Here is a 19554-nt window from a genome sequence, read left to right as displayed (position 1 = left end):
ATCAACGTTCCTAAAAAATACTTATTGCCATTTAACTTGATTTATGCAAGTTAGGTTGATGTGGTTTAATAATCACATCTTCAAGGAAGTTATTAAGGGCCTTGTTTCTTAAAGAATTAATTATGTTATAAAACGCGACTTATTCAAAAATAAAGTTAGAGAGCTGAATATAATTTAACGTGAGATATAATAAAAAAGGTTCAGAAATTTCTGAACCTTTTTATATAAGTTAATTTCCTTAGAAGGATAAGAAGACTAGTAATAAGTAAAACGTCTTACTTTAGCGATGTATTTTGCTAATCTAATTACTTGATGACTATATCCATATTCATTATCATACCAGATATATAGTACGATATTTTTCCCATCGGCAGTTGCTATGGTTGCTTTACTATCATAAATTGCAGGAGCAGAGGAACCAACAATATCTGAAGAAACCAACTCATTATCTATAGAATACTTTATTTGCTCTACCAACTCTCCTTCCAAAGCGTAGTTTTTAAGAATAGCATTTACGCCTTCTACAGAAGTGGTAGCTTCCACCTCAAGATTTAAAATTGCTAAAGATCCATTAGGAACAGGTACTCTAATTGCATTAGAAGTTAATTTTCCATCAAAAACGGGCAATGCTTTTGCTACTGCTTGTCCAGCTCCAGTTTCGGTAATTACCATATTTAATCCTGCGGCACGACCTCTTCTATATTTACTATGCATATTGTCTACCAAGTTTTGATCGTTGGTATATGCATGAATAGTTTCTAAATGGCCATGAACAACACCTAAGGAATCTTGAATAGCTTTTAAAACCGGAGTGATCGCATTGGTAGTACAAGAAGCAGCAGAGAAAATCGAGACCTCATCTGGGTCATGTTCCGTATGATTAACACCGTGAACAATATTTGGAATTCCTTTTGCTGGTGCTGTAATTAACACTTTACTAGCTCCTTTAGAGCTTAAGTGCCTGGATAATTCTTCTTTATCTCTAAATGCACCTGTATTGTCTATAATAAGAGCATCGTCAATTCCATACTCTGTATAATCTATTTCTTCTGGATTGTTCGCTGAAATAATATGAACAGTAGTCCCATTAATTACTAAAGCAGAGTTTTCTACATCTACGTTAACAGTACCTGAAAAATCTCCATGAATAGAATCATTTCTTAAAAGAGAAGCTCTTTTTTCTAAAATAGTTGCATCTACCTTACCACGTGTTACAATAGCTCGAAGTCTTAGTTGGCTACCAACTCCCGTTCTGGTCATTAATTCTCTAGCAACTAACCTACCAATTCTACCAAATCCATAAAGCACCACGTCTTTGGGAGTGATGTCCTGGTAATCTTTGGCATCTTTTAATTTAGAGGCAATAAAAGCCTTTGCGTTATTATAATCTACATCTTCTAAGTGATACTCGTAAGTAAGTTTTCCAATATCTAATTTTGCTGGCGGAAGATCTAGGTCTTTTATAGCCTGAGCAATTTCAACAGAATCGAAAATTGAGATCGGCTTTTCTACAAAAGCCCCTGCATATTCATGTAGGTTAAGAATGTCACTTACATTTCTATTGATCAGTTGATTTCTGAATAAAACCAATTCTATGGATTTGTCATACCATAGATCGCTTATTATTTTAATAAACTCCACAGAGGCACGTCTGCGGTCTGCTTGAAAAGCAAGTTCTTTTTCGTAAACTTCGTTAAATCCCATTTTTTTGTTGAGTTACATTGTGTTTTTAAAACGGTGCAAAAGTATAGATTTCAAACGTTTTCGTGAAATATTTCTAAAAAAAATAACCTGCTGAAATTATTCCAGTAGGTTATTTTTATTCAGTGGGATTTTTTACCTCCAAATATAGGTTTGTTCTTTTCCTTCTTTATTCACAAATGTAATGCTGATAGGCTCTTCGGAAGTGTTCGAATTTATTATTCCTTTAACATCCTCTACACTATTTACTTTCTGACTATTTATTTTTGTGATGATTATTCCAATTAAAGCTTGAGATTGTTTATCATTTTTCAATGCTCTGGAAATTTTTACGCCATTTGAGGTATTATATTCTTTAAGTTCTGCTTTAGAAGTATTTGTAACTTCCAAACCTATTGCTGTGATGGCAAATGTTTCGTATTTAGCTAATTTTACATCGACCTCTTTTTCCCTTCCATCTCTTAATATTTTCACCTTCACCACATCTTTGGGTCTTTTAGATCCTAAATATCCGGTTAGGTCAGACATTTTTCTAATTTCAATATTATCTATTTGTCGAATCACATCTCCCTGTTTTATGCCTGCTATTGCGGCTCCACTACCAGAATCTACATCCTCTACAATAACACCTTGCGATGTTGAAAGATCTGATTGTTTTGAAATGAACTGATTTACGTCTTGTCCTCTAATCCCTAAGATTCCTTGCTGCACATTTCCATATTCCATAATATCCTCAACAATTTTCCTAGCATTATTAGAAGGAACTGCAAAACCATAACCAATATAACTACCGGTTTGTGAAGTGATAGCGGTATTAATTCCAATTAATTCACCAGCTATATTTACCAGTGCACCGCCACTATTTCCAGGGTTTATTGCAGCATCGGTTTGGATAAATGATTGCGGACTTGCATTATTAGTATTTAAATCCCTTGCCTTTGCGCTTACAATTCCCGCAGTTACAGTAGAAGTTAAATTAAAAGGATTCCCAACTGCCAAAACCCATTCACCTAATTTAACGTTGTTGGAATTTCCAAAAGGAATGTATTCCAGCTCTGTCGCATCAATTTTAATAAGTGCAATATCTGCTTTGGTGTCTGTTCCAATTAATTTCGCAACATAGGTTTTATTGTTGTTTAACGTCACTTCGATTTCTCCGGCACCATCTATTACGTGGTTATTGGTAATTATATGCCCATCTGGCGAGATAATGACTCCAGATCCTGCTCCTTGTAAAGCTTTGCCGGTATTTCCGCCTCGAGAATAATATTCCCAAACACTACTTGGCTTATCAAAAACTGCAACATTTTTTACATGAACTACAGAGTGAACTGTTTTTTCGGCAGCTTCAGTAAAATCTGCATTTGTTCCGTAGATATTATTAGAATTGGAAACTGGAATAAACGATGAAGATTCTTGTTCTATAGGAGATCGCTCAAAAAAAGATTCATCCTCATCAATGATCAGTTTGTAAGAGCCTAGTGTAAATACACCACCTAGTATGGAAACACCAAGTAATTTAATAAATTGTTTCATTGCTACTTTATTTTTTTAATTAAAAACTAATCAACCTACTGTCAAATAAAATGGACCTAAATGCCTACATGTACAGCGATAGTTTTTGTGTGATTGTTGTATATTTGTTTTATTCAAATCTGCATTCATGAACATTCCTTTTTACAAATTCCACGGCACAGGAAATGATTTTATAATGGTTGATAATCGCAATGATGTATTCTCCAAAAATAATACCAAACTAGTACACGACCTTTGTCATCGAAGATTTGGGATAGGAGCTGATGGTTTAATACTTTTGGAAAATTCTGAAATATCTTCTGAAGACTTTAAGATGGTATATTATAATTCTGATGGAAACCAGAGTAGCATGTGTGGAAATGGCGGAAGATGTTTGGTGGCATTTGCAAAACTTCTTGGAATTATTAATGATAAAGCAACTTTTACTGCAATAGATGGTCTTCATGAGGCAACTATAGATGGAAATATTGTGAGTTTGAAAATGCAAGATGTATTAGCAAAAGGGATAAATGAAGAGGAATTGTTTTTAGATACCGGCTCTCCACATCATATTTTGTTTTCAGAAGAAGTTGGAGATATCAACGTAAAACGAGATGGGGCAGCCATTCGATATTCAGAAAAATATGAATCTTGTGGAGGGACAAATGTAAATTTTGTTCAACAAACAGAGCTAGATACTTTTTTGGTAAGGACTTATGAAAGAGGGGTAGAGGATGAGACCTATTCATGTGGAACTGGCGTTACTGCGGTTGCGCTCGCTGTAAATGCAATAGGTAAAACCGTGGCTAATACTATCAATTTAGAAACGCCAGGAGGGAAGCTACAAGTATCTTTTGAAAATAATGACGGTGCATATCATAATATCTGGCTTACTGGACCAACTGCAAAAGTTTTTAAAGGAGAGTTTGAATGTTAACCTTAAAAGGTGATAAAGTTTATTTAAGGGCTTTGGAGCCCGAAGATCTGGATTTTATTCAGGAGGTGGAAAACTCTGAAGATTTTTGGGAGATAAGTTCCACCAGAGTACCCTATTCCCGATTTTTGATTAAAAAATACCTGCAAAACTCCCATCGTGATATTTTTGATGTAAAACAGCTTCGATTAATGATCTGTAGGCTTGATGACACGCCAATAGGATTAATAGATATATTCGATCTAGAGCCTAAAGATCGTAGGGCTGCTCTAGGAATTCTAATTGTTAGTGATGAAAACCGAGGGAAGGGCTATGGTGCAGAGGTTTTAAAATTGATTAGTAATTATTGTTTTACTCACTTATGCTTACATCAATTATATGCAAATGTTACTATAGATAACTTGGCTAGTATCAAGCTATTCGAGAAATGCGATTTTAAGCCTGTGGGCATTAAGAAAGACTGGGTTTTAGTAAATGGAAAATTTAAGGACGAAATTCTTTACCAATTAATAAATAATGTATATTAAAAAAATTCTTTGGATCATCGCCCTTCTTGGGCTTGTAGCATTAGGTATATTCAGTTATTCTGTATATAATTCAATTTTCTCACCGAATACTAAATTCGAAAACAAAACGGCAACAGTTTATATTCCAACAGGTGCCACATATCAAATAGCTATTGATAGTTTGCGTCCATTGCTCGATGATCTATCTTCTTTTGATGCCGTAGCTCAGAAAAAGGGATACGCTGCAAATATAAAAGCAGGAAAGTATATTCTGAAAAAGGGTATGAATAACAATGATCTTGTGAATGTACTTCGAAGCCAGAATACACCCGTTTCTGTTGTATTCAATAATCAAGAAAGATTAGAAGAACTTGCGGGAAGAATTGCAGTGCAGATTGAAGCAGATAGTATTTCCTTATTAAAAACTATGCAAGATGATGTTTTTTTAAATGCCAATAATTTGAACAAACAAGAGGCATTAGGATTGTATATCCCTAACAAATATGAATTCTTTTGGAATACTTCTGCAGAGGGTTTTAGAGAGCGGATGCTTACAGAATACGAAAAATTTTGGAATCAGGAGAGATTGGATAAAGCTAAAGAAATTGGTTTAACTCCAAATCAAGTTACAGTAGTGGCTTCAATTGTACAGAAAGAAACGGCAAAAGTAGATGAACGACCGAAGGTGGCTGGGGTGTATATGAATAGAATTAATAATGGTTGGAAATTGGAAGCAGATCCCACGGTTATCTACGCTATAAAAGAACAATCCGGGAATTTCGATACGATTATAAAAAGAGTGCTTTATAAAGATCTTAAGCTGGAGTCTCCGTACAACACCTATATGAATATCACGCTTCCTCCTGGTCCCATTGCTATGCCTGACATTTCTTCTATAGATGCTGTTTTAAACTACGGAAAGCATGAGTATTTCTTCTTCGTGGCAGATGTGGAGAATTTCGGCTATCATAAATTCGCCAAAAATTTAGCTCAACACAATAGAAATAAACAAGCTTATGTGCAATGGATCAATAAGCAAGGGGTTAAGAGATAAACTTATAGAAATAAAAAAAGCACGTTTTTAAAACGTGCTTTGAAATAATTTGATTCTTCTTTTATCTAGTTAAAACATATTCTCCACTTATGGTAGCAATATTTTCAAAGCCTGATTCATTAAATTTTGATACTTGATCCACAGTTAAAACGATTCTATTTTCAGTCATTTCTTGAATGATCACTTCTCCAGCTGATTCTGCTTCCGCCATGTCATTGTTACTCATTTGGGCAAAATTCGTTGAAGTTTTCAATATATTTCCATCTACGGACCAATCTCCGCTAGAACTAAAATCACTTATTGAAAATATTTGGCTAATTCCTTCAGTAGTTAAATTAACATCATAACCACCTTGAGATTTAAAAGTATTATCAGCATTAAATGTTAAGGTATAATCAATGTTTTCAGCAACACCAGAATAGGTGGTAGTGTAATTTGTCTCCTGAAAATTCACCTCCGTTTTGCCAGCATAATTAAGGGAACTAAGATTCCATTCACCTACAATCATGGAAGAGTTTAAATCTGAACTGCTGTCATCGTCCTTAGAACATGAAGAAAAAGCAAGAAATAAAATTGCAAGCAGAGATAGTTTAATCGTTTTCATCTTATATGAATGTTGGTTAGTAATTCTAGATTCTGAGAAGATGAAGTAGGGTTGAAGACGATTTGTGTCTCTATCTTTCTAATGGAAAATTAGTTAAAATTTCATATTATCGCGCTTTTTTATTATAAAATTTAAAAAATATTTCTTATTTAATAATAATTTAGTGTTACTATTTCATCGTTTTATTAAATTTATTCAGATATATTAGTGTGATTATAACAAGTTAATTCTACGTAAATCATCAATGAATCATCTCAAAAATAGATTTCATTCTACTCAAAGAGCATCTTAATTAAACTTACAGCCCAATCCTCGGTAAACCAATTCTTTTATTTTATCATTTATATCTGATCCTAGCTTTATTTCATCTTTTATATAATTAATGGCATGCCCTAAGTGGTTATCCAATTCGCTTAGTGCAGCTAGGGAAGGATAAAGATGTTTTGGACGTTGAATCATTCCTAATTCTATACCAAGCAATATGGTTGGTTTTTTATCTGGTCTAAGGACATATTAAAGTTTACTGCAAAGGATTTATATTCTATAATGTGGAAAATCTCATAGAATCCATCTTCCTGAATAATTTATTTTCTTACTCCAATCGAAATACTTCCACGAAACCGCAATCGTTCAAAGTACTTTCATAAACAGCATTGCTTGAGTTGGCTCCTTGGCTAATTAAAAATAGAATTATAGAGAATATTATACTATAGTAACTGCTATACAAGAATGAAATTAATATTAAAACGAAAAATATAATTTTCAAAGTAATCCATAGGGTGAAAAGATTCTTATTCTGTGTGATTTTTTTTGAATCCTTAGGGAGGAAAATGCTTTTAGATTCTTCAAAAAAAAATTAATTAATACGATTATAAAAAGTAGAATAAACGGGAAGTTATTGTAACAGCTTTATCTTGTTAGTTACCAGTTAGTTAAAATATTTAAGAGAGCCATTTGAAAGTTATATTTTGTTTAACAAGCTGTTGGTCAGATTATTAAAATTTATTGTATATTTGCACGGCGAAATTGAGAAGGGTATATTATTACCAATTGCTTCTCAGAATCAAAACATTATGAGAAAGAAAGTTGCAAAATTTTCAATTCTACCTATTTTAACAGGTGCTATATTTTTTAGTTTTTCCACAAAGGAAGCTGCAAATTTAGATATGTATGTCACCTCGTCCCTTAAACCTTTAGACTACACTGTTCCCAATACAGAGGAAATACCAGAAGAAACCGTAGAGGTTATAAAGGTAACGCCTCAATTGGGGAAATCTTATGTTGGTTTTAAAGAAGCTTTGGGTTTTAAAGAATCTCGAGGTAATTATAAAACCATTAACCAATATGGTTATATGGGGAAATACCAATTTGGGAAAGGAACTTTAAAATTGATTGGAGTTTATGATACTCAATTATTCATAGATACTCCAGAATTACAAGAAGCGGCATTTTATGCAAACGCATCTAGAAATAAATGGATTTTAAAGAGAGATATAAAAAGATTTGAAGGTAAAAGAATAAACGGAATTCTTATTACGGAATCTGGAATACTAGCTGCAGCGCATTTAGCAGGTCCTGGAAGTGTGAAAAAATACCTTAGAAGTTGGGGAGCAACGGCTTTTAGTGATGCTTTTGGAACCACTCTTGGTTATTATATGAAAAAGTTTTCAGGATATGATACTTCTTTTGTTCAGCCAGAAAGAAAAGCAAAAGCGATAATAGCTATTTCTTAAACATCCTTTTGAATTATAAACATGGTAGGCCTTTTATGAAGGTCTACTTTTGTTTTAGACCAATCCAGAATAGACTTTGTGATTATATATTCTGATGCAAGTGTTAAATCACAGGCAATACAAAGTTTGGTAGCAGGATTTAATATTTGTACCAGATCTTCCACTAACTGATTATTTCTATAAGGTGTTTCAATAAAAAGTTGTGCCTGGTTTCTTTCTGATGAGATTCTTTCTAATGTTTTCAGCTCTTGCTTTCGCTCTTTCTTGTCTATTGGTAAATAGCCGTTAAAAGTAAAGCTTTGACCATTCATTCCGCTACCCATCATAGCTAAAAGGATAGAAGAGGGGCCAACCAAAGGAATTACTTGAATTCCCATTTCATGTGCCAGTTTCACTATTTCGGCGCCTGGATCTGCAATTCCTGGACAGCCAGCTTCACTAAGCAAGCCAACATCTACTCCTTCTTTGCAAGGATCTAAAAATGTAGACAAAATTGAAACATCGGTAAATTTATTTAGAGCATTTAGCTTTAATGAAGATTGTGATTTTTCTGGAAGTACTAGTTTTATAGATCTTCGTGCAGTCTTTTCGTTCTCTACAATATAATGATCTATTTTTTCAATTATAGTTCCTATTGATTCTGGAAGAACCTCAGAAATTTTAGACTCTCCTAAAGTGGTTGGAATTAAATATAATTTACCTGAGAATTTAAAGATAGAATTACTCATAATTAAAATTAGATGTTATTTGGGCTAGTGCTTTTCTTCCAATTTATTGGCGATAATCCCGCAAGCTTCATCTAGCATTTTGTAAACGTTTTTGAAACCTTCAGCTAAACCTTGATAAGGGTCCGGAACATCTACGTTTTCACCAGGAAAAATTTCATCCAATATAAGTTTCACTTTCTTTTTATCTTCTTCATTTCTTGCCAATGCGATCACATCCGCATAATTAAAGGTGTCCATGACGTAAATATGGTCAAATCGGTCGAAGTCCGGAATGGTGAATTGTCTTCCTCTTTGCGAAGTGATATCTAGTTTGTGTTCTTTAGCAATAGCTATAGAACGAGGATCAGGCATATCACCAATGTGATAATTTCCTGTGCCAGCAGAATCTATATAAACTTTTTTGTGATCTGTTTTTGACTTCAGAATTCCTTCGGCCAGTGGAGATCTACAGATATTTCCGAGACACACCATTAAAACGTTGGTTTTCATAAAATATAAATTATAGCGTAAGTTTTTTATTTAAATCTTCTACAAACTTCTTGAATTGCTTATCTGTAGCAGCTAAGTTATCCACCGTTTTGCATGCATGAAGTACTGTGGCGTGGTCTCTCTTGCCAATCTGACTTCCGATACTTGCTAGTGAGGCCTTTGTTAACCTCTTGGCAAAGAACATAGCAAGTTGTCTCGCTTGTACGATATGTCTTTTTCTTGTTTTAGACTGAAGTGTTTCTACATCCATTTGGAAATAATCACTAACGATCTTTTGTATATAATCTATAGAAACTTCTCGTTTAGTATTCTTAACGTAATTGTCTACGATTTTTGTAGCCAACTCTAGGGTAATATCCTTCTTATTGAAAGAGGAATGGGCGATAAGTGATATGATCGCACCTTCTAGTTCTCTAATATTGGTTTTTATATTATTAGCTAAGAAGTCAATGATATCTTCAGGCATTTCTACACCATCACGATATAATTTATTTTTAATAATTGAAACGCGAGTTTCGAAATCTGGATGTTGCAATTCTGCTGAAAGCCCCCACTTAAAACGAGATAATAAGCGCTGCTCGATATCTTGCATATCTACAGGTGCCTTATCACTGGTCAGAATAACCTGTTTCCCGTTTTGGTGAAGGTGGTTAAAAATGTGAAAGAACACATCTTGAGTTCCCGCTTTACCCGATAGTAACTGAATATCATCTACTATCAACACATCAATAATCTGATAGAAATGAATAAAATCGTTTCTATTATTCTTTTTAACAGACTCTATGTATTGTTGCGTAAATTTTTCCGCAGAGATGTATAAAACCGTCTTTTCTGGATACTTATCTTTAATGTCTACCCCAATAGCATGGGATAAATGCGTTTTTCCAAGTCCTACTCCTCCAAAGATCAATAAAGGGTTGAAAGAAGTCCCTCCTGGTTTATTAGATACTGCTAAACCTGCAGAACGTGCAAGCCTGTTGGAGTCACCTTCAAGAAAGTTTTCGAAACTATAATTTGGATTAAGCTGAGATTCAATTTTAACATTTCTAATCCCCGGAATAATAAAGGGGTTTCTTAGCTCTGGATTTTTATTCTTAATTGGTACGTCTACTTCTTGAGAAGTCATTTGGCTTCGTTGTGTGCTAGGTATTTTCTCTGTAAATGGAATTTTGTTCCCGTAGGTGTTTTCCATTTTAATAACATATACCAGCTTTGCTTTTTCTCCTAGCTCTTTAGTTAATGAAACTTTTAGAAGTTTTACATAGTGTTCCTCCAGCCATTCATAAAAGAATTTAGAGGGTACCTGTATGCTCAATGCACAGTCCGTAAGTTTTACTGCTTGAATAGGTTCAAACCAAGTCTTATAAGCTTGGGGGGTAATGTTATCTTTGATAAAAGCTAGACAGCTATTCCAAACTGATTGCGCAGTTTTTGACATGCTTATTACTTGGTTATAAATTGGTTAGTAGATCATTGAAAATTGGTAAGCACAAATTGGGCTTTAATTTCTCGCAGAACAAATATGTGAACAAAATATCTAATAAAAAAATGCTTTCACCCTTGAATTTTAAGAAAATTTTATGCATACTTACTTCGTTTGATGAATGTACAAAAACCTATCTAACTTATCCCGATAAAATTCTATGAAAAGTCATAATACATATGTTAAGGTCAGATATGCAGAAACAGACCAAATGGGTGTGGTGCATCATGGTAATTACGCAGATTACTTAGAAATAGCACGCCTGGACTGGCTTGATGAACTAGGAGTCTCCTATAAATCTATGGAAAAAGAGGGGGTGATGTTACCTGTTTATGAATTACATTTTAAATTTATTAAGTCAGCATTGTTTGATGATGAACTTAAAATTGTAACAAAACTAATGAAAACTCCAAGTGTTAAAATTGAATTCGATTATGAAATCTTTAATCAGGGAGGAGAGTTGCTAACAACGGCAAGCACGGTTTTAGTATTTATGGATATGCAGTCTAGAAAACCAATTAGATGCCCAGAATATATTTTAGATAAATTGAAGAATTAATGCTCTAACTCTTTAATTTCGACTTTGTAAACACTAGAAAACTTTTCGAAAATAGTTTCAGATTCTTTTTTTCTTACTGAAATAAATATTTTACAGTCCAATGCTAATTGCTGGTCTATCACATTAAGATTGTGTTCCTTTATAATTCGCATAACCACATTCATTTCCGGATAATCGAATTTTAGCAAGTATAGATCGTCTATGGTGCGTTTTAAGATATTGCTTTCTTCCAAAGCCATTTGCGCGGCAGTTCTGTAAGCATTTATTAATCCGCCAACGCCTAGTTTTACACCTCCAAAATAGCGTACAACCACAATTAAAATATTGGTGACATCAAAAGATTGAATTTGACCATAGATGGGCATTCCGGCAGAATTGGACGGCTCCCCATCATCATTAGCTCTAAACTGATGATCTTGTTCTTCTTTTCCTAATTGCCATGCATAACACCAATGTCTTCCTTGGTGATGTTTCTTTTTAAGATCTTCTATAATTCCTTTTACTTCGTCTTCAGATTTAATAGGAAAGGCATACCCAAAGAATTTTGAATTCCGATCCTTGAAAATAACTTCTTCAGAAGCTTCGGTGATACTTTTGTAAGTGTCTTTCACAATATTTAAATTCAGCTATTTGCAACCATAAGAATACTAATAATTGCTAGGATGATCCCAATCCAATTCTTGGTTATTAATTTTTCTTTGAATAATATAATTCCAAGAATAGTAGAAACCAAAACTATCGCGACATTATTTATTGTAAATATTGTTGAACTTTCGAATCCTTTATTTCTAAGAGCCATGACTAGAAAATAAATGGAGAAAAAATTCGGGATTCCAAGAGCGATACCTCCAAGTATATTTCTTCCGGTAATCCTTAATTTCCCGTTAATTCCTTGAAAAATCAATACTAAAATCCCAATAGTTCCTGCTACAGAAAATATAGTAGAAGAGAAAAGAGCAACATCAGTCTTATTTACATATCCGGACTCTATAAATTTAATAAGAGTGTCTATGAGCCCACTACCTATAAATACCAAGATTGGATAAATGAGATTTTTTTTCTTGATCGCAATCCCCGTTTTGGCTTTTATAGAACTTAAATAAACAGCTATTAATGCCAGAATGATCCCTAATACTTTTAAAATTCCTGTGCTTTCATTAAAATATAAAATCCCAAATAATACAGGAATTGCTACAGACATTTTTGTGGCTACAGAAACTACTGAAAGTCCACTACGCTGCGTGGTTATTGCTGCAAGATTGAAGACGATGATAAATAGAAGACCAAGGATCAGGGTGCCATAGAACCAAGGCTTAGATGGGATTTCACTTATGTTGGCATCTTCTATAAATCCAAAATACCCGACTGAACACGCAATAAAATAATTAAAGATGATCGCTTGAAGCGTATTGACCTCGAATCTTTTAAATAATTTAAAAACAACAAAAATTATACTGGAGGAAAGAATGCTTAAGAGTAGATATATCAAAATAATGCTTTATTGGTAGTGAATAAATCAATAACATCTTCTCGAGTTGGTTCTAGGTTCCAAACATGTATCCCTAATTTTTTGGCAGCGTTGGTGTTTTCTAGAACGTCATCAATAAACAAGCATTCTTCAGCTTTTAGTTGATGTTTATTCAGCACAAATTCAAAAATATCTGAATTTGGCTTTCTTAGATTTATTTCATGAGATAAATAAAATTCATCAAAACAAGATTTAAATTCTTCAAAGAATGGAACTTTTTCCTTGACCCAATCTATATGAATCTCATTGGTGTTGCTTAAAAGTATTAGTCGGTAATTCTTCTCTTTTGCAAGTTTTTTTATAAAGTGATATCGGTATTTTGGAAAATCTATTAGGATTGCGTTCCAGGCAGCAATAATTCTTTCTTGTGATAGGGATGAGAAGTTATTTATATAGGAACTAATAAATGATTCCGAAGAAATTAGGCCCATCTCATATTCCTTGTTAATATGAAGCATATCTTCCGGAAGCTCTTTAATAGCTAGTTTTTGGAGCTCTCTAAAGGTTGCAGGTTTATCTAGGTTGATAAATACATCGCCAAAATCGAATATAATAGTTTTAATCATTGGAATAAATTCTTAAAGTATCTCCTGTTTGAGTGTTATTTTCTTTAAATGTTCCTGGTGGTAGGGGAGCTTTAATCCCTCTTTTGAAATGTGCATCTCCGGTAAATACGCGAGCCTCATCCCAAAGACCAGAATCTATAAAAGACTGTATGGTTCTAGTTCCTCCTTCAATAATTACAGATTGAATGTCATGTTTATACAGGATCTTACAAATTTCGGCAGTGACCTCTTTATTGAAATCAATTGTTTCAAAGATTAAATTTTCAGAAGAAGTTTTAGGGTTTATTTTGTGAGCCTCTTCTTCGCAAATCACAATGGTTTTAGTGCTTTCGTCTAGAAGTGCAGAATCCCCTGTTAATCTCAATCGCCTATCTATGACTAGTCTTACAGGATTTGTTCCTTCCCAAAGTCTTGTGTTCAACTTTGGATTGTCCATAACGGCAGTATTGGTACCCACCAAAATAGCAGTTTCTTCGCTCCGCCATTTATGAACTAGTTGCTGGGAGTATTTATTAGTGATCCAAACGGGTTCTCGGTGATGATTTTCTTCAGAAGAAATAGGTGCTAAAAAGCCATCTATGCTTTGTGCCCATTTTAAAATAATATAGGGTCTTTGGTGTTTATGAAATGTAAAAAAGCGTTTATTTAAGGCATTGCATTCTTTGTCCAAAATCCCCAAAATAACTTCGCAACCTGCGTCCATCAGTTTTTTAATGCCTTTACCAGAAACTGCAGGAAAAGGATCTATGCTTCCAATCACGATCTTTTTAAAGCCGCTAACAATTATTAAATCGCTACAAGGAGGTGTTTTTCCATAGTGTGAACAAGGCTCTAAACTTACGTAGATAGTTGCCTTTTTTAATAGTGATTTATCTTTAACAGAATTTATGGCGTTCACCTCTGCATGGGGCTCTCCTGCTTTGCGATGCCAGCCTTCACCAATGATTTTATTGTTGTGAACTATAAGACTTCCAACCATAGGATTAGGGTAGGTGGTTCCTATTCCATTTTCAGCTAATTGTATGCACCGTTTTATATATTTTTCGTGTATCTTCACTTCACAAAAATAAGATTAATTAGTAAGAATGTGCAGTTTTAAGATTCGTGAGATTCAACCTAAAGACAACCAGAGTGTTGCACAGGTGGTGAGAAAAGTTTTAGTAGAAATGGGAGTGCCTAAAGTGGGTACTGCTTATGAGGACAAATCGTTGGACGATATGTTTGCTACCTACGATCAAGACAAGATGCAATATTTTATTGTAGAAGAAAAAGGTGAAATTATTGGAGGCGCAGGAATTGGTCCATTACTAAATGGCGAAGAAACAATTTGTGAGCTACAAAAAATGTATTTCTTACCAGTTGCTCGAGGTAGAGGTATTGGAGCTGCAATGATGAATACTTGTTTGCATTATGCAAAGGCTATGGGTTACAAGCAATGCTACCTTGAAACTTTACCATACATGGAAGATGCCCGCCGACTATACAGTCGTTCAGGATTTAATTCTTTAGAGAAGCCAATGGGGGATACTGGACATTACAACTGTACCATGTGGATGCTCAAAGATCTAGATTAGATAAGTAGAGTTTTCTTTGGTCTTAATTAAAAAACGCTTCTGAGTATTGTTACTTTTAGATTATAAAAAACAATTTTGTACTGGTTTGAAAAATGAATATCCTTTAGAGGAGATCAATTCATTTTTCAATATTCTAATAGCACATTATTTAAGTGTGACTCGTTTGGAGTTGGCCCTGAATCCTAAAAAGAAGTTATCTTCTGAAGAAATAAAGCTTTTTGATAAGATTTTACTGCAGCTACAGCGACATGAGCCAATACAGTATATTATAGGAGAAACTGAATTCTTCGGACTAAAATTTCAGGTAAATAAAAATGTGTTGATCCCAAGGCCAGAGACAGAAGAATTAGTTTCTTGGATCCTTTCAGACCTTTCTGATAATAACACTTCAGCTATAAAAATATTGGATATTGGTACAGGAAGCGGATGCATTGCAATTAGTTTGGCCAAGAATTTACCAAATGCAAAGATTTCAGCTTTAGATATTTCTAAAGAAGCCTTAAAAGTAGCTTCCAATAATGCCGAAGCAAACGGTGTGGAAGTGAAACTTGAAAATCAAGATATTCTTCATTTAAATAAATCCCTAGATTCTTTTGATATTATAGTTTCTAACCCACCATATGTTAGAGATCTGGAGAAAAAGGAAATGAACAGGAATGTCCTTGAAAACGAACCAGAAGGAGCGCTGTACGTTCGGGATAATGAACCGCTTATTTTTTACGAAGCTATTACTGATCTTGCACAAACCAGTTTAAATAAAGGAGGAAGTTTGTATTTTGAGATAAATCAATTTCTCGCCAAAGAAACTGAAAAATTACTGAAAGAATTCGGGTTTAAAACCACTCTTAAAAAGGATATTTTCGGTAATTTCAGGATGATAAAAGGAATAAAACAATAACATCTAATTTTTAAAACTGTTTCCTATTTGAAAACTCATAATAATTATAAGAACAACTTGAAAAGTATTGCAGTGTTTTGCGCCAGTAGTGATGGTGTAGATTCTGTGATTTTTGAAGAAGCCTACTATGTTGGTGAATATTTGGCTAAGAGTAATATAAAATTGGTCTATGGTGGGAGCAAACTAGGCTTAATGGGACAAGTTGCCAAAGGAGTCTTAGACAATAGTGGATCAGCAACTGGAGTGATCCCAGATTTTTTGAAAACAAAAGAAGTAGTGCATAACGGTTTAACAGAGCTTATTACAACAAAGAACATGCACGAGCGCAAGCTGAAGATGCATGATCTAAGTGAAGGTTTTATTGCATTACCCGGTGGATTTGGAACTCTGGAAGAACTTTTTGAGATTCTTACCTGGGGGCAATTAGGCTTGCATAAACATCCTATTGGGATCTTAAATAGCAATAATTATTATGATGATCTTTTGGAGATGATGGATAAAATGGTCGCAAAAGGTCTGCTGAAAAAATCTAATATGAATCTGGTTTTAGTAGCTAATAATATTGAAGAGTTAATAGATAAAATGAGACATTTTGAGCCAATGCCGGTGCCAAAATGGATGAATAAAAATCAGACATAGGTTTCCTAGATGATATATGTTTGGTCTAATTGAGCGCTAATTATGTTAATGGGAGCTTGTCACACTGAGCCTGCCGATGTCTAGCTTTCAAGAAACTTCGACAAGCTCAGTATGACAGTATAGCAATATAATGAACTATGAAGATAAAAAATTTGATTGCCTGGTTTTGTTATAATTATTTTAATCAACTTTAATCAGATTTTTCGTCATGCTGTCCCGAAGCTTCGGGAGTTTCAGCATCCAAACCAATCCAGAAGAGAGACCCTGAAACTAGTTCAGGGTGACGAACATAGAAACTTCGACAAGCTCAGTTTGACTGGACAACAATAAAACAAATAATGAAGATCACAAGACTAGATGTAGGTTGTAAGAATATCGTAAAGCAGCAACAGTTTTACAAGGATGTTCTTGGTCTTGAAATACTTAATTCTACAATAAACTCTTTCGAATTACAACTTGGTTATTCTGTTTTGAATCTTCAGGAAGCTGAAAGTTTTACGCCTTACCATATTGCATTTCATATTCCAGATAAAGCAGAAGAAAAAGCTTTAGAATGGTTGAAGAGTAAAGTGGAAGTTTTGAAATACGAGGATCTAGAAATCATAGATTTTAAGGGCTGGAATGCGAAATCTCTTTATTTTTATGATACCGATAAGAATATTATGGAATTTATTTCACGACGAGATTTTAATGGTAAATCAGAAGAAAGCTTTTCGAAAAAAAGTATTTTGGGCATCAGTGAGATAGGTTTAGCCACTGAAGATATTCAAGAAAAACACCAGTTTTTAAGTGCTAATATAGGCTTAGAGGTTTTTGATGGGGATTTCGAAAAATTTTGTGCTATTGGAGATAATACAGGATTGTTAATTACCATAAATAGCAACCTTAAAACTTGGTTTCCTACTGGTGATACCGCCTATAATTCAGAATTTAAAATTCAATTAGAACATAACGAAAAGGAATATAAGCTTCAATATACAGGTGAAAAATTGAAGATGATAGATCCTTTGTCAAAATAATTATTCAGCATAACTTTTATAAATGACTACAGAAGAAAAGATCAAGCAACTTAGTAACGAATTGGAGCAACATAATTACAAATATTATGTGTTGGATTCTCCGGAAATTAGTGACTTCGATTTTGATATGAAATTGAAAGAATTACAAGATCTGGAAGATAAAAACCCTGAATTCTTTGATGCTTCTTCGCCTACCCAGCGCGTTGGTGGAGCTATTACAAAGAACTTTGAAACTGTAGTTCATGATTTTCCTATGCAATCACTTTCTAATTCCTATTCTAAAGAGGAATTGGAGGAATGGGAAGCCAGAGTTAAAAAAATGGTGGACGGGGAATTGGAATATGTGTGCGAATTGAAATACGATGGTGCATCCATAAGTTTAACCTATGAAAAAGGTAAATTAATACGTGCAGTTACTCGCGGGGATGGCGTTCAAGGAGATGATGTAACCAATAATATAAGAACAATAAGAACGGTGCCATTAAATTTGAAAGGAGATTTCCCCGACAAATTTGCTATTCGAGGAGAAATTGTTTTGCCTTATGAAGGTTTTGCAAAAATGAATGCAGAACGAGTAGAAATTGGGGAGGAACCTTATTCCAACCCTAGAAATACTGCTTCTGGCAGTTTAAAGATGCAGGATAGTGCCGAGGTTGCAAAAAGACCTTTAGATTGTTTGCTTTATAGTCTTATTGGCCGAGATTTAAATCTAAGCTCTCAATATGAAGGCTTGGAAAAGGCTAGAAATTGGGGATTCAAAGTGCCCAAGGAAGCTAAGCTGACGAAAAATATAGATGAGGTCCTTGAATTTATTCAGTATTGGGATATTCATAGACACGATTTGCCTTATGAAACAGATGGCGTGGTAGTAAAAGTGAACAATTTACATCAGCAAGACGAGTTGGGGAGCACTGCAAAATCTCCACGTTGGGCAATAGCTTATAAGTTCAAAGCTGAACGGGAATCGACGGTATTGAGAGAGATAACTTACCAGGTAGGTAGAACAGGTGCAATTACACCTGTGGCTAATTTAGATCCTGTGCAGTTAGCAGGGACTATTGTAAAAAGAGCTTCCCTGCATAATGCTGACCAGATTCAAAAATTGGATATTCGAGAGGGAGATACTGTTTTTGTCGAAAAAGGAGGAGAGATCATTCCTAAGATCATTGGAGTAGATTTCACGCATCGTGACCCTAATTCCGAAGAAACTCAATACATTAAGCAATGCCCAGAATGTGGGACAGATCTGGTTAGAGCAGAAGGTGAGGCGCATCATTATTGCCCGAATGATAATGGATGTTTCCCCCAGATAGTTGGGAGAATTCAGCATTATATATCCAGAAAAGCTATGGATATTGAAGGTCTTGGGGGAGAAACAGTTGCCTTATTGGTAAAGGCCGGATTAATTCATAATTATGCCGACCTATATACCTTGAAAAAAGAGGATGTTTTACCATTGGAACGAATGGCAGATAAATCTGCAGATAACTTGATCCTTGGAATTGAAAAATCTAAAGAGATTCCGTTCGAGCGCTTATTGTTTGCGTTAGGAATTCGTTATGTGGGAGAAACTGTGGCTAAAAAACTGGCCAAGCATTATAAAAGCATTCAAAATTTAATGCAGGCAACTACAGAAGATCTTATAAATGTAGATGAAATTGGACAGCGAATAGCTCAGAGTGTTATCGATTTTTTTGCCTCAGAAGAAAATAGAAACACTATTAAAAGACTGATGGATTTTGGCTTGCAATTAGAAATATCTGCCGAAAAACTAGCAAATCAAACCGATATTTTGCAGGGAAACACTTTTGTGATCTCAGGTGTATTTTCTAAGGTTTCCAGAACAGATCTAAAAAAATTAATAGAAGATAATGGAGGAAAAGTGTCGAGTTCTATCTCTGCAAAGACCAATTATCTGGTAGCGGGAGAAAATATGGGTCCTAGTAAATTGGTGAAAGCAGAAAAACTAGGAACAGAAATTTTAAGTGAAGATGAATTCCTTGAAAAATTGAATCCCTCATAGT

At 34.4% G+C, this 19554-nt stretch carries 21 protein-coding genes; 10 read left to right on the top strand and 11 right to left on the bottom strand.

What is annotated here, in order from left to right; translation table 11 throughout:
• Positions 1 to 255: 255 nt before the first annotated feature.
• Positions 256 to 1704 carry a glyceraldehyde-3-phosphate dehydrogenase gene (locus ES724_RS06200; RefSeq protein ID WP_146931022.1) on the bottom strand — a complete coding sequence of 483 codons (1449 nt, stop codon included), beginning with the start codon at positions 1702 to 1704 and terminating at the stop codon, positions 256 to 258.
• A 132-nt stretch (positions 1705 to 1836) separates the two neighbouring features.
• Positions 1837 to 3237 (bottom strand): S1C family serine protease, encoded by a 1401-nt coding sequence (locus tag ES724_RS06195; protein WP_146931019.1) that lies wholly within the window; start codon positions 3235 to 3237, stop codon positions 1837 to 1839.
• Between the two features lie 127 nt (positions 3238 to 3364).
• Between ES724_RS06195 and dapF the strand changes: the two genes are divergently transcribed.
• Genes dapF through mltG form a run of 3 tightly spaced genes read left to right on the top strand, consistent with a single transcriptional unit; the run spans position 3365 to position 5710 of the window.
• Complete coding sequence (gene dapF / locus ES724_RS06190; RefSeq protein ID WP_146931016.1) at positions 3365 to 4153, top strand: diaminopimelate epimerase; 789 nt, start codon at positions 3365 to 3367, stop codon at positions 4151 to 4153.
• The gene (locus ES724_RS06185; protein WP_146931013.1) at positions 4147 to 4677 is read left to right on the top strand and encodes a GNAT family N-acetyltransferase; all 531 of its coding nucleotides are present in this window, start codon (positions 4147 to 4149) and stop codon (positions 4675 to 4677) included. The genes dapF and ES724_RS06185 overlap by 7 nt, the downstream gene beginning before the upstream one ends.
• Positions 4667 to 5710 carry an endolytic transglycosylase MltG gene (mltG, locus tag ES724_RS06180; protein ID WP_146931010.1) on the top strand — a complete coding sequence of 348 codons (1044 nt, stop codon included), beginning with the start codon at positions 4667 to 4669 and terminating at the stop codon, positions 5708 to 5710. The genes ES724_RS06185 and mltG overlap by 11 nt, the downstream gene beginning before the upstream one ends.
• 61 nt (positions 5711 to 5771) lie before the next feature.
• Here mltG and ES724_RS06175 read toward each other — a convergent pair whose 3' ends face one another.
• Entirely contained in the window at positions 5772 to 6314 is a 543-nt protein-coding gene (locus ES724_RS06175; RefSeq protein ID WP_146931007.1) for a lipocalin family protein, read from the bottom strand.
• 288 nt (positions 6315 to 6602) lie between these two features.
• Positions 6603 to 6794 (bottom strand): hypothetical protein, encoded by a 192-nt coding sequence (locus ES724_RS06170; RefSeq protein ID WP_146931005.1) that lies wholly within the window; start codon positions 6792 to 6794, stop codon positions 6603 to 6605.
• Positions 6795 to 7387: 593 nt separating this feature from the next.
• On the opposite strand from ES724_RS06170, the gene ES724_RS06165 reads away from it, so the two are divergent.
• Positions 7388 to 8047: a hypothetical protein gene (locus tag ES724_RS06165; RefSeq protein WP_026837914.1), complete on the top strand. Its 660-nt coding sequence runs from the start codon at positions 7388 to 7390 to the stop codon at positions 8045 to 8047.
• On the opposite strand, the gene ES724_RS06160 is transcribed toward ES724_RS06165, so the two are convergent.
• The 3 genes from ES724_RS06160 to dnaA are packed head-to-tail and all read right to left on the bottom strand — an operon-like array spanning position 8044 to position 10702.
• Positions 8044 to 8775, bottom strand: a complete 732-nt coding sequence (locus ES724_RS06160) for an SAM-dependent methyltransferase (protein ID WP_026837915.1) — start codon at positions 8773 to 8775, stop codon at positions 8044 to 8046. The two genes, ES724_RS06165 and ES724_RS06160, sit on opposite strands and share 4 nt — an antisense overlap.
• 24 nt (positions 8776 to 8799) lie before the next feature.
• A complete protein-coding gene (locus tag ES724_RS06155; RefSeq protein WP_146931002.1) occupies positions 8800 to 9264 on the bottom strand; it encodes a low molecular weight protein-tyrosine-phosphatase in 465 nt (154 codons plus the stop codon).
• Positions 9265 to 9274: 10 nt separating this feature from the next.
• A complete protein-coding gene (gene dnaA, locus ES724_RS06150; protein ID WP_146930999.1) occupies positions 9275 to 10702 on the bottom strand; it encodes a chromosomal replication initiator protein DnaA in 1428 nt (475 codons plus the stop codon).
• A gap of 205 nt (positions 10703 to 10907) precedes the next feature.
• Between dnaA and ES724_RS06145 the strand changes: the two genes are divergently transcribed.
• Complete coding sequence (locus ES724_RS06145) at positions 10908 to 11306, top strand: acyl-CoA thioesterase (protein WP_146930996.1); 399 nt, start codon at positions 10908 to 10910, stop codon at positions 11304 to 11306.
• On the opposite strand, the gene ES724_RS06140 is transcribed toward ES724_RS06145, so the two are convergent.
• Genes ES724_RS06140 through ribD form a run of 4 tightly spaced genes read right to left on the bottom strand, consistent with a single transcriptional unit; the run spans position 11303 to position 14457 of the window.
• Entirely contained in the window at positions 11303 to 11917 is a 615-nt protein-coding gene (locus ES724_RS06140; RefSeq protein WP_146930994.1) for an IMPACT family protein, read from the bottom strand. The genes ES724_RS06145 and ES724_RS06140 overlap by 4 nt on opposite strands.
• Before the next feature lie 11 nt (positions 11918 to 11928).
• On the bottom strand, positions 11929 to 12795 hold the full coding sequence (locus ES724_RS06135; protein ID WP_146930991.1) for an EamA family transporter: 867 nt from the start codon (positions 12793 to 12795) through the stop codon (positions 11929 to 11931).
• A complete protein-coding gene (locus tag ES724_RS06130) occupies positions 12792 to 13400 on the bottom strand; it encodes an HAD family hydrolase (RefSeq protein ID WP_146930988.1) in 609 nt (202 codons plus the stop codon). Before ES724_RS06130 ends, ES724_RS06135 begins: the two co-directional genes overlap by 4 nt.
• The gene (ribD, locus tag ES724_RS06125) at positions 13393 to 14457 is read right to left on the bottom strand and encodes a bifunctional diaminohydroxyphosphoribosylaminopyrimidine deaminase/5-amino-6-(5-phosphoribosylamino)uracil reductase RibD (RefSeq protein WP_146930985.1); all 1065 of its coding nucleotides are present in this window, start codon (positions 14455 to 14457) and stop codon (positions 13393 to 13395) included. Before ribD ends, ES724_RS06130 begins: the two co-directional genes overlap by 8 nt.
• Positions 14458 to 14485: 28 nt before the next feature.
• On the opposite strand from ribD, the gene ES724_RS06120 reads away from it, so the two are divergent.
• The 5 genes from ES724_RS06120 (at position 14486) to ligA (ending at position 19553) form a co-directional block, all read left to right on the top strand.
• Positions 14486 to 14974, top strand: coding sequence for a GNAT family N-acetyltransferase (locus ES724_RS06120; RefSeq protein WP_146930982.1), 489 nt, complete (start codon positions 14486 to 14488; stop codon positions 14972 to 14974).
• A gap of 85 nt (positions 14975 to 15059) precedes the next feature.
• Positions 15060 to 15872, top strand: a complete 813-nt coding sequence (gene prmC, locus ES724_RS16710) for a peptide chain release factor N(5)-glutamine methyltransferase (RefSeq protein WP_231367579.1) — start codon at positions 15060 to 15062, stop codon at positions 15870 to 15872.
• Positions 15873 to 15899: 27 nt separating this feature from the next.
• Complete coding sequence (locus ES724_RS16705; RefSeq protein ID WP_246136832.1) at positions 15900 to 16511, top strand: LOG family protein; 612 nt, start codon at positions 15900 to 15902, stop codon at positions 16509 to 16511.
• 338 nt (positions 16512 to 16849) lie between these two features.
• Positions 16850 to 17530 carry a VOC family protein gene (locus tag ES724_RS06110; RefSeq protein ID WP_146930979.1) on the top strand — a complete coding sequence of 227 codons (681 nt, stop codon included), beginning with the start codon at positions 16850 to 16852 and terminating at the stop codon, positions 17528 to 17530.
• Positions 17531 to 17552: 22 nt separating this feature from the next.
• Positions 17553 to 19553 (top strand): NAD-dependent DNA ligase LigA, encoded by a 2001-nt coding sequence (gene ligA, locus ES724_RS06105; RefSeq protein WP_146930976.1) that lies wholly within the window; start codon positions 17553 to 17555, stop codon positions 19551 to 19553.
• Position 19554 lies beyond the last annotated feature (1 nt).

It is taken from the genome of Gillisia hiemivivida (assembly GCF_007997295.1).
Lineage (GTDB): Bacteria > Bacteroidota > Bacteroidia > Flavobacteriales > Flavobacteriaceae > Gillisia > Gillisia hiemivivida.
Note: the sequence above shows the minus strand (reverse complement) of the source record. Positions and strands in the feature narration are given on the sequence as shown.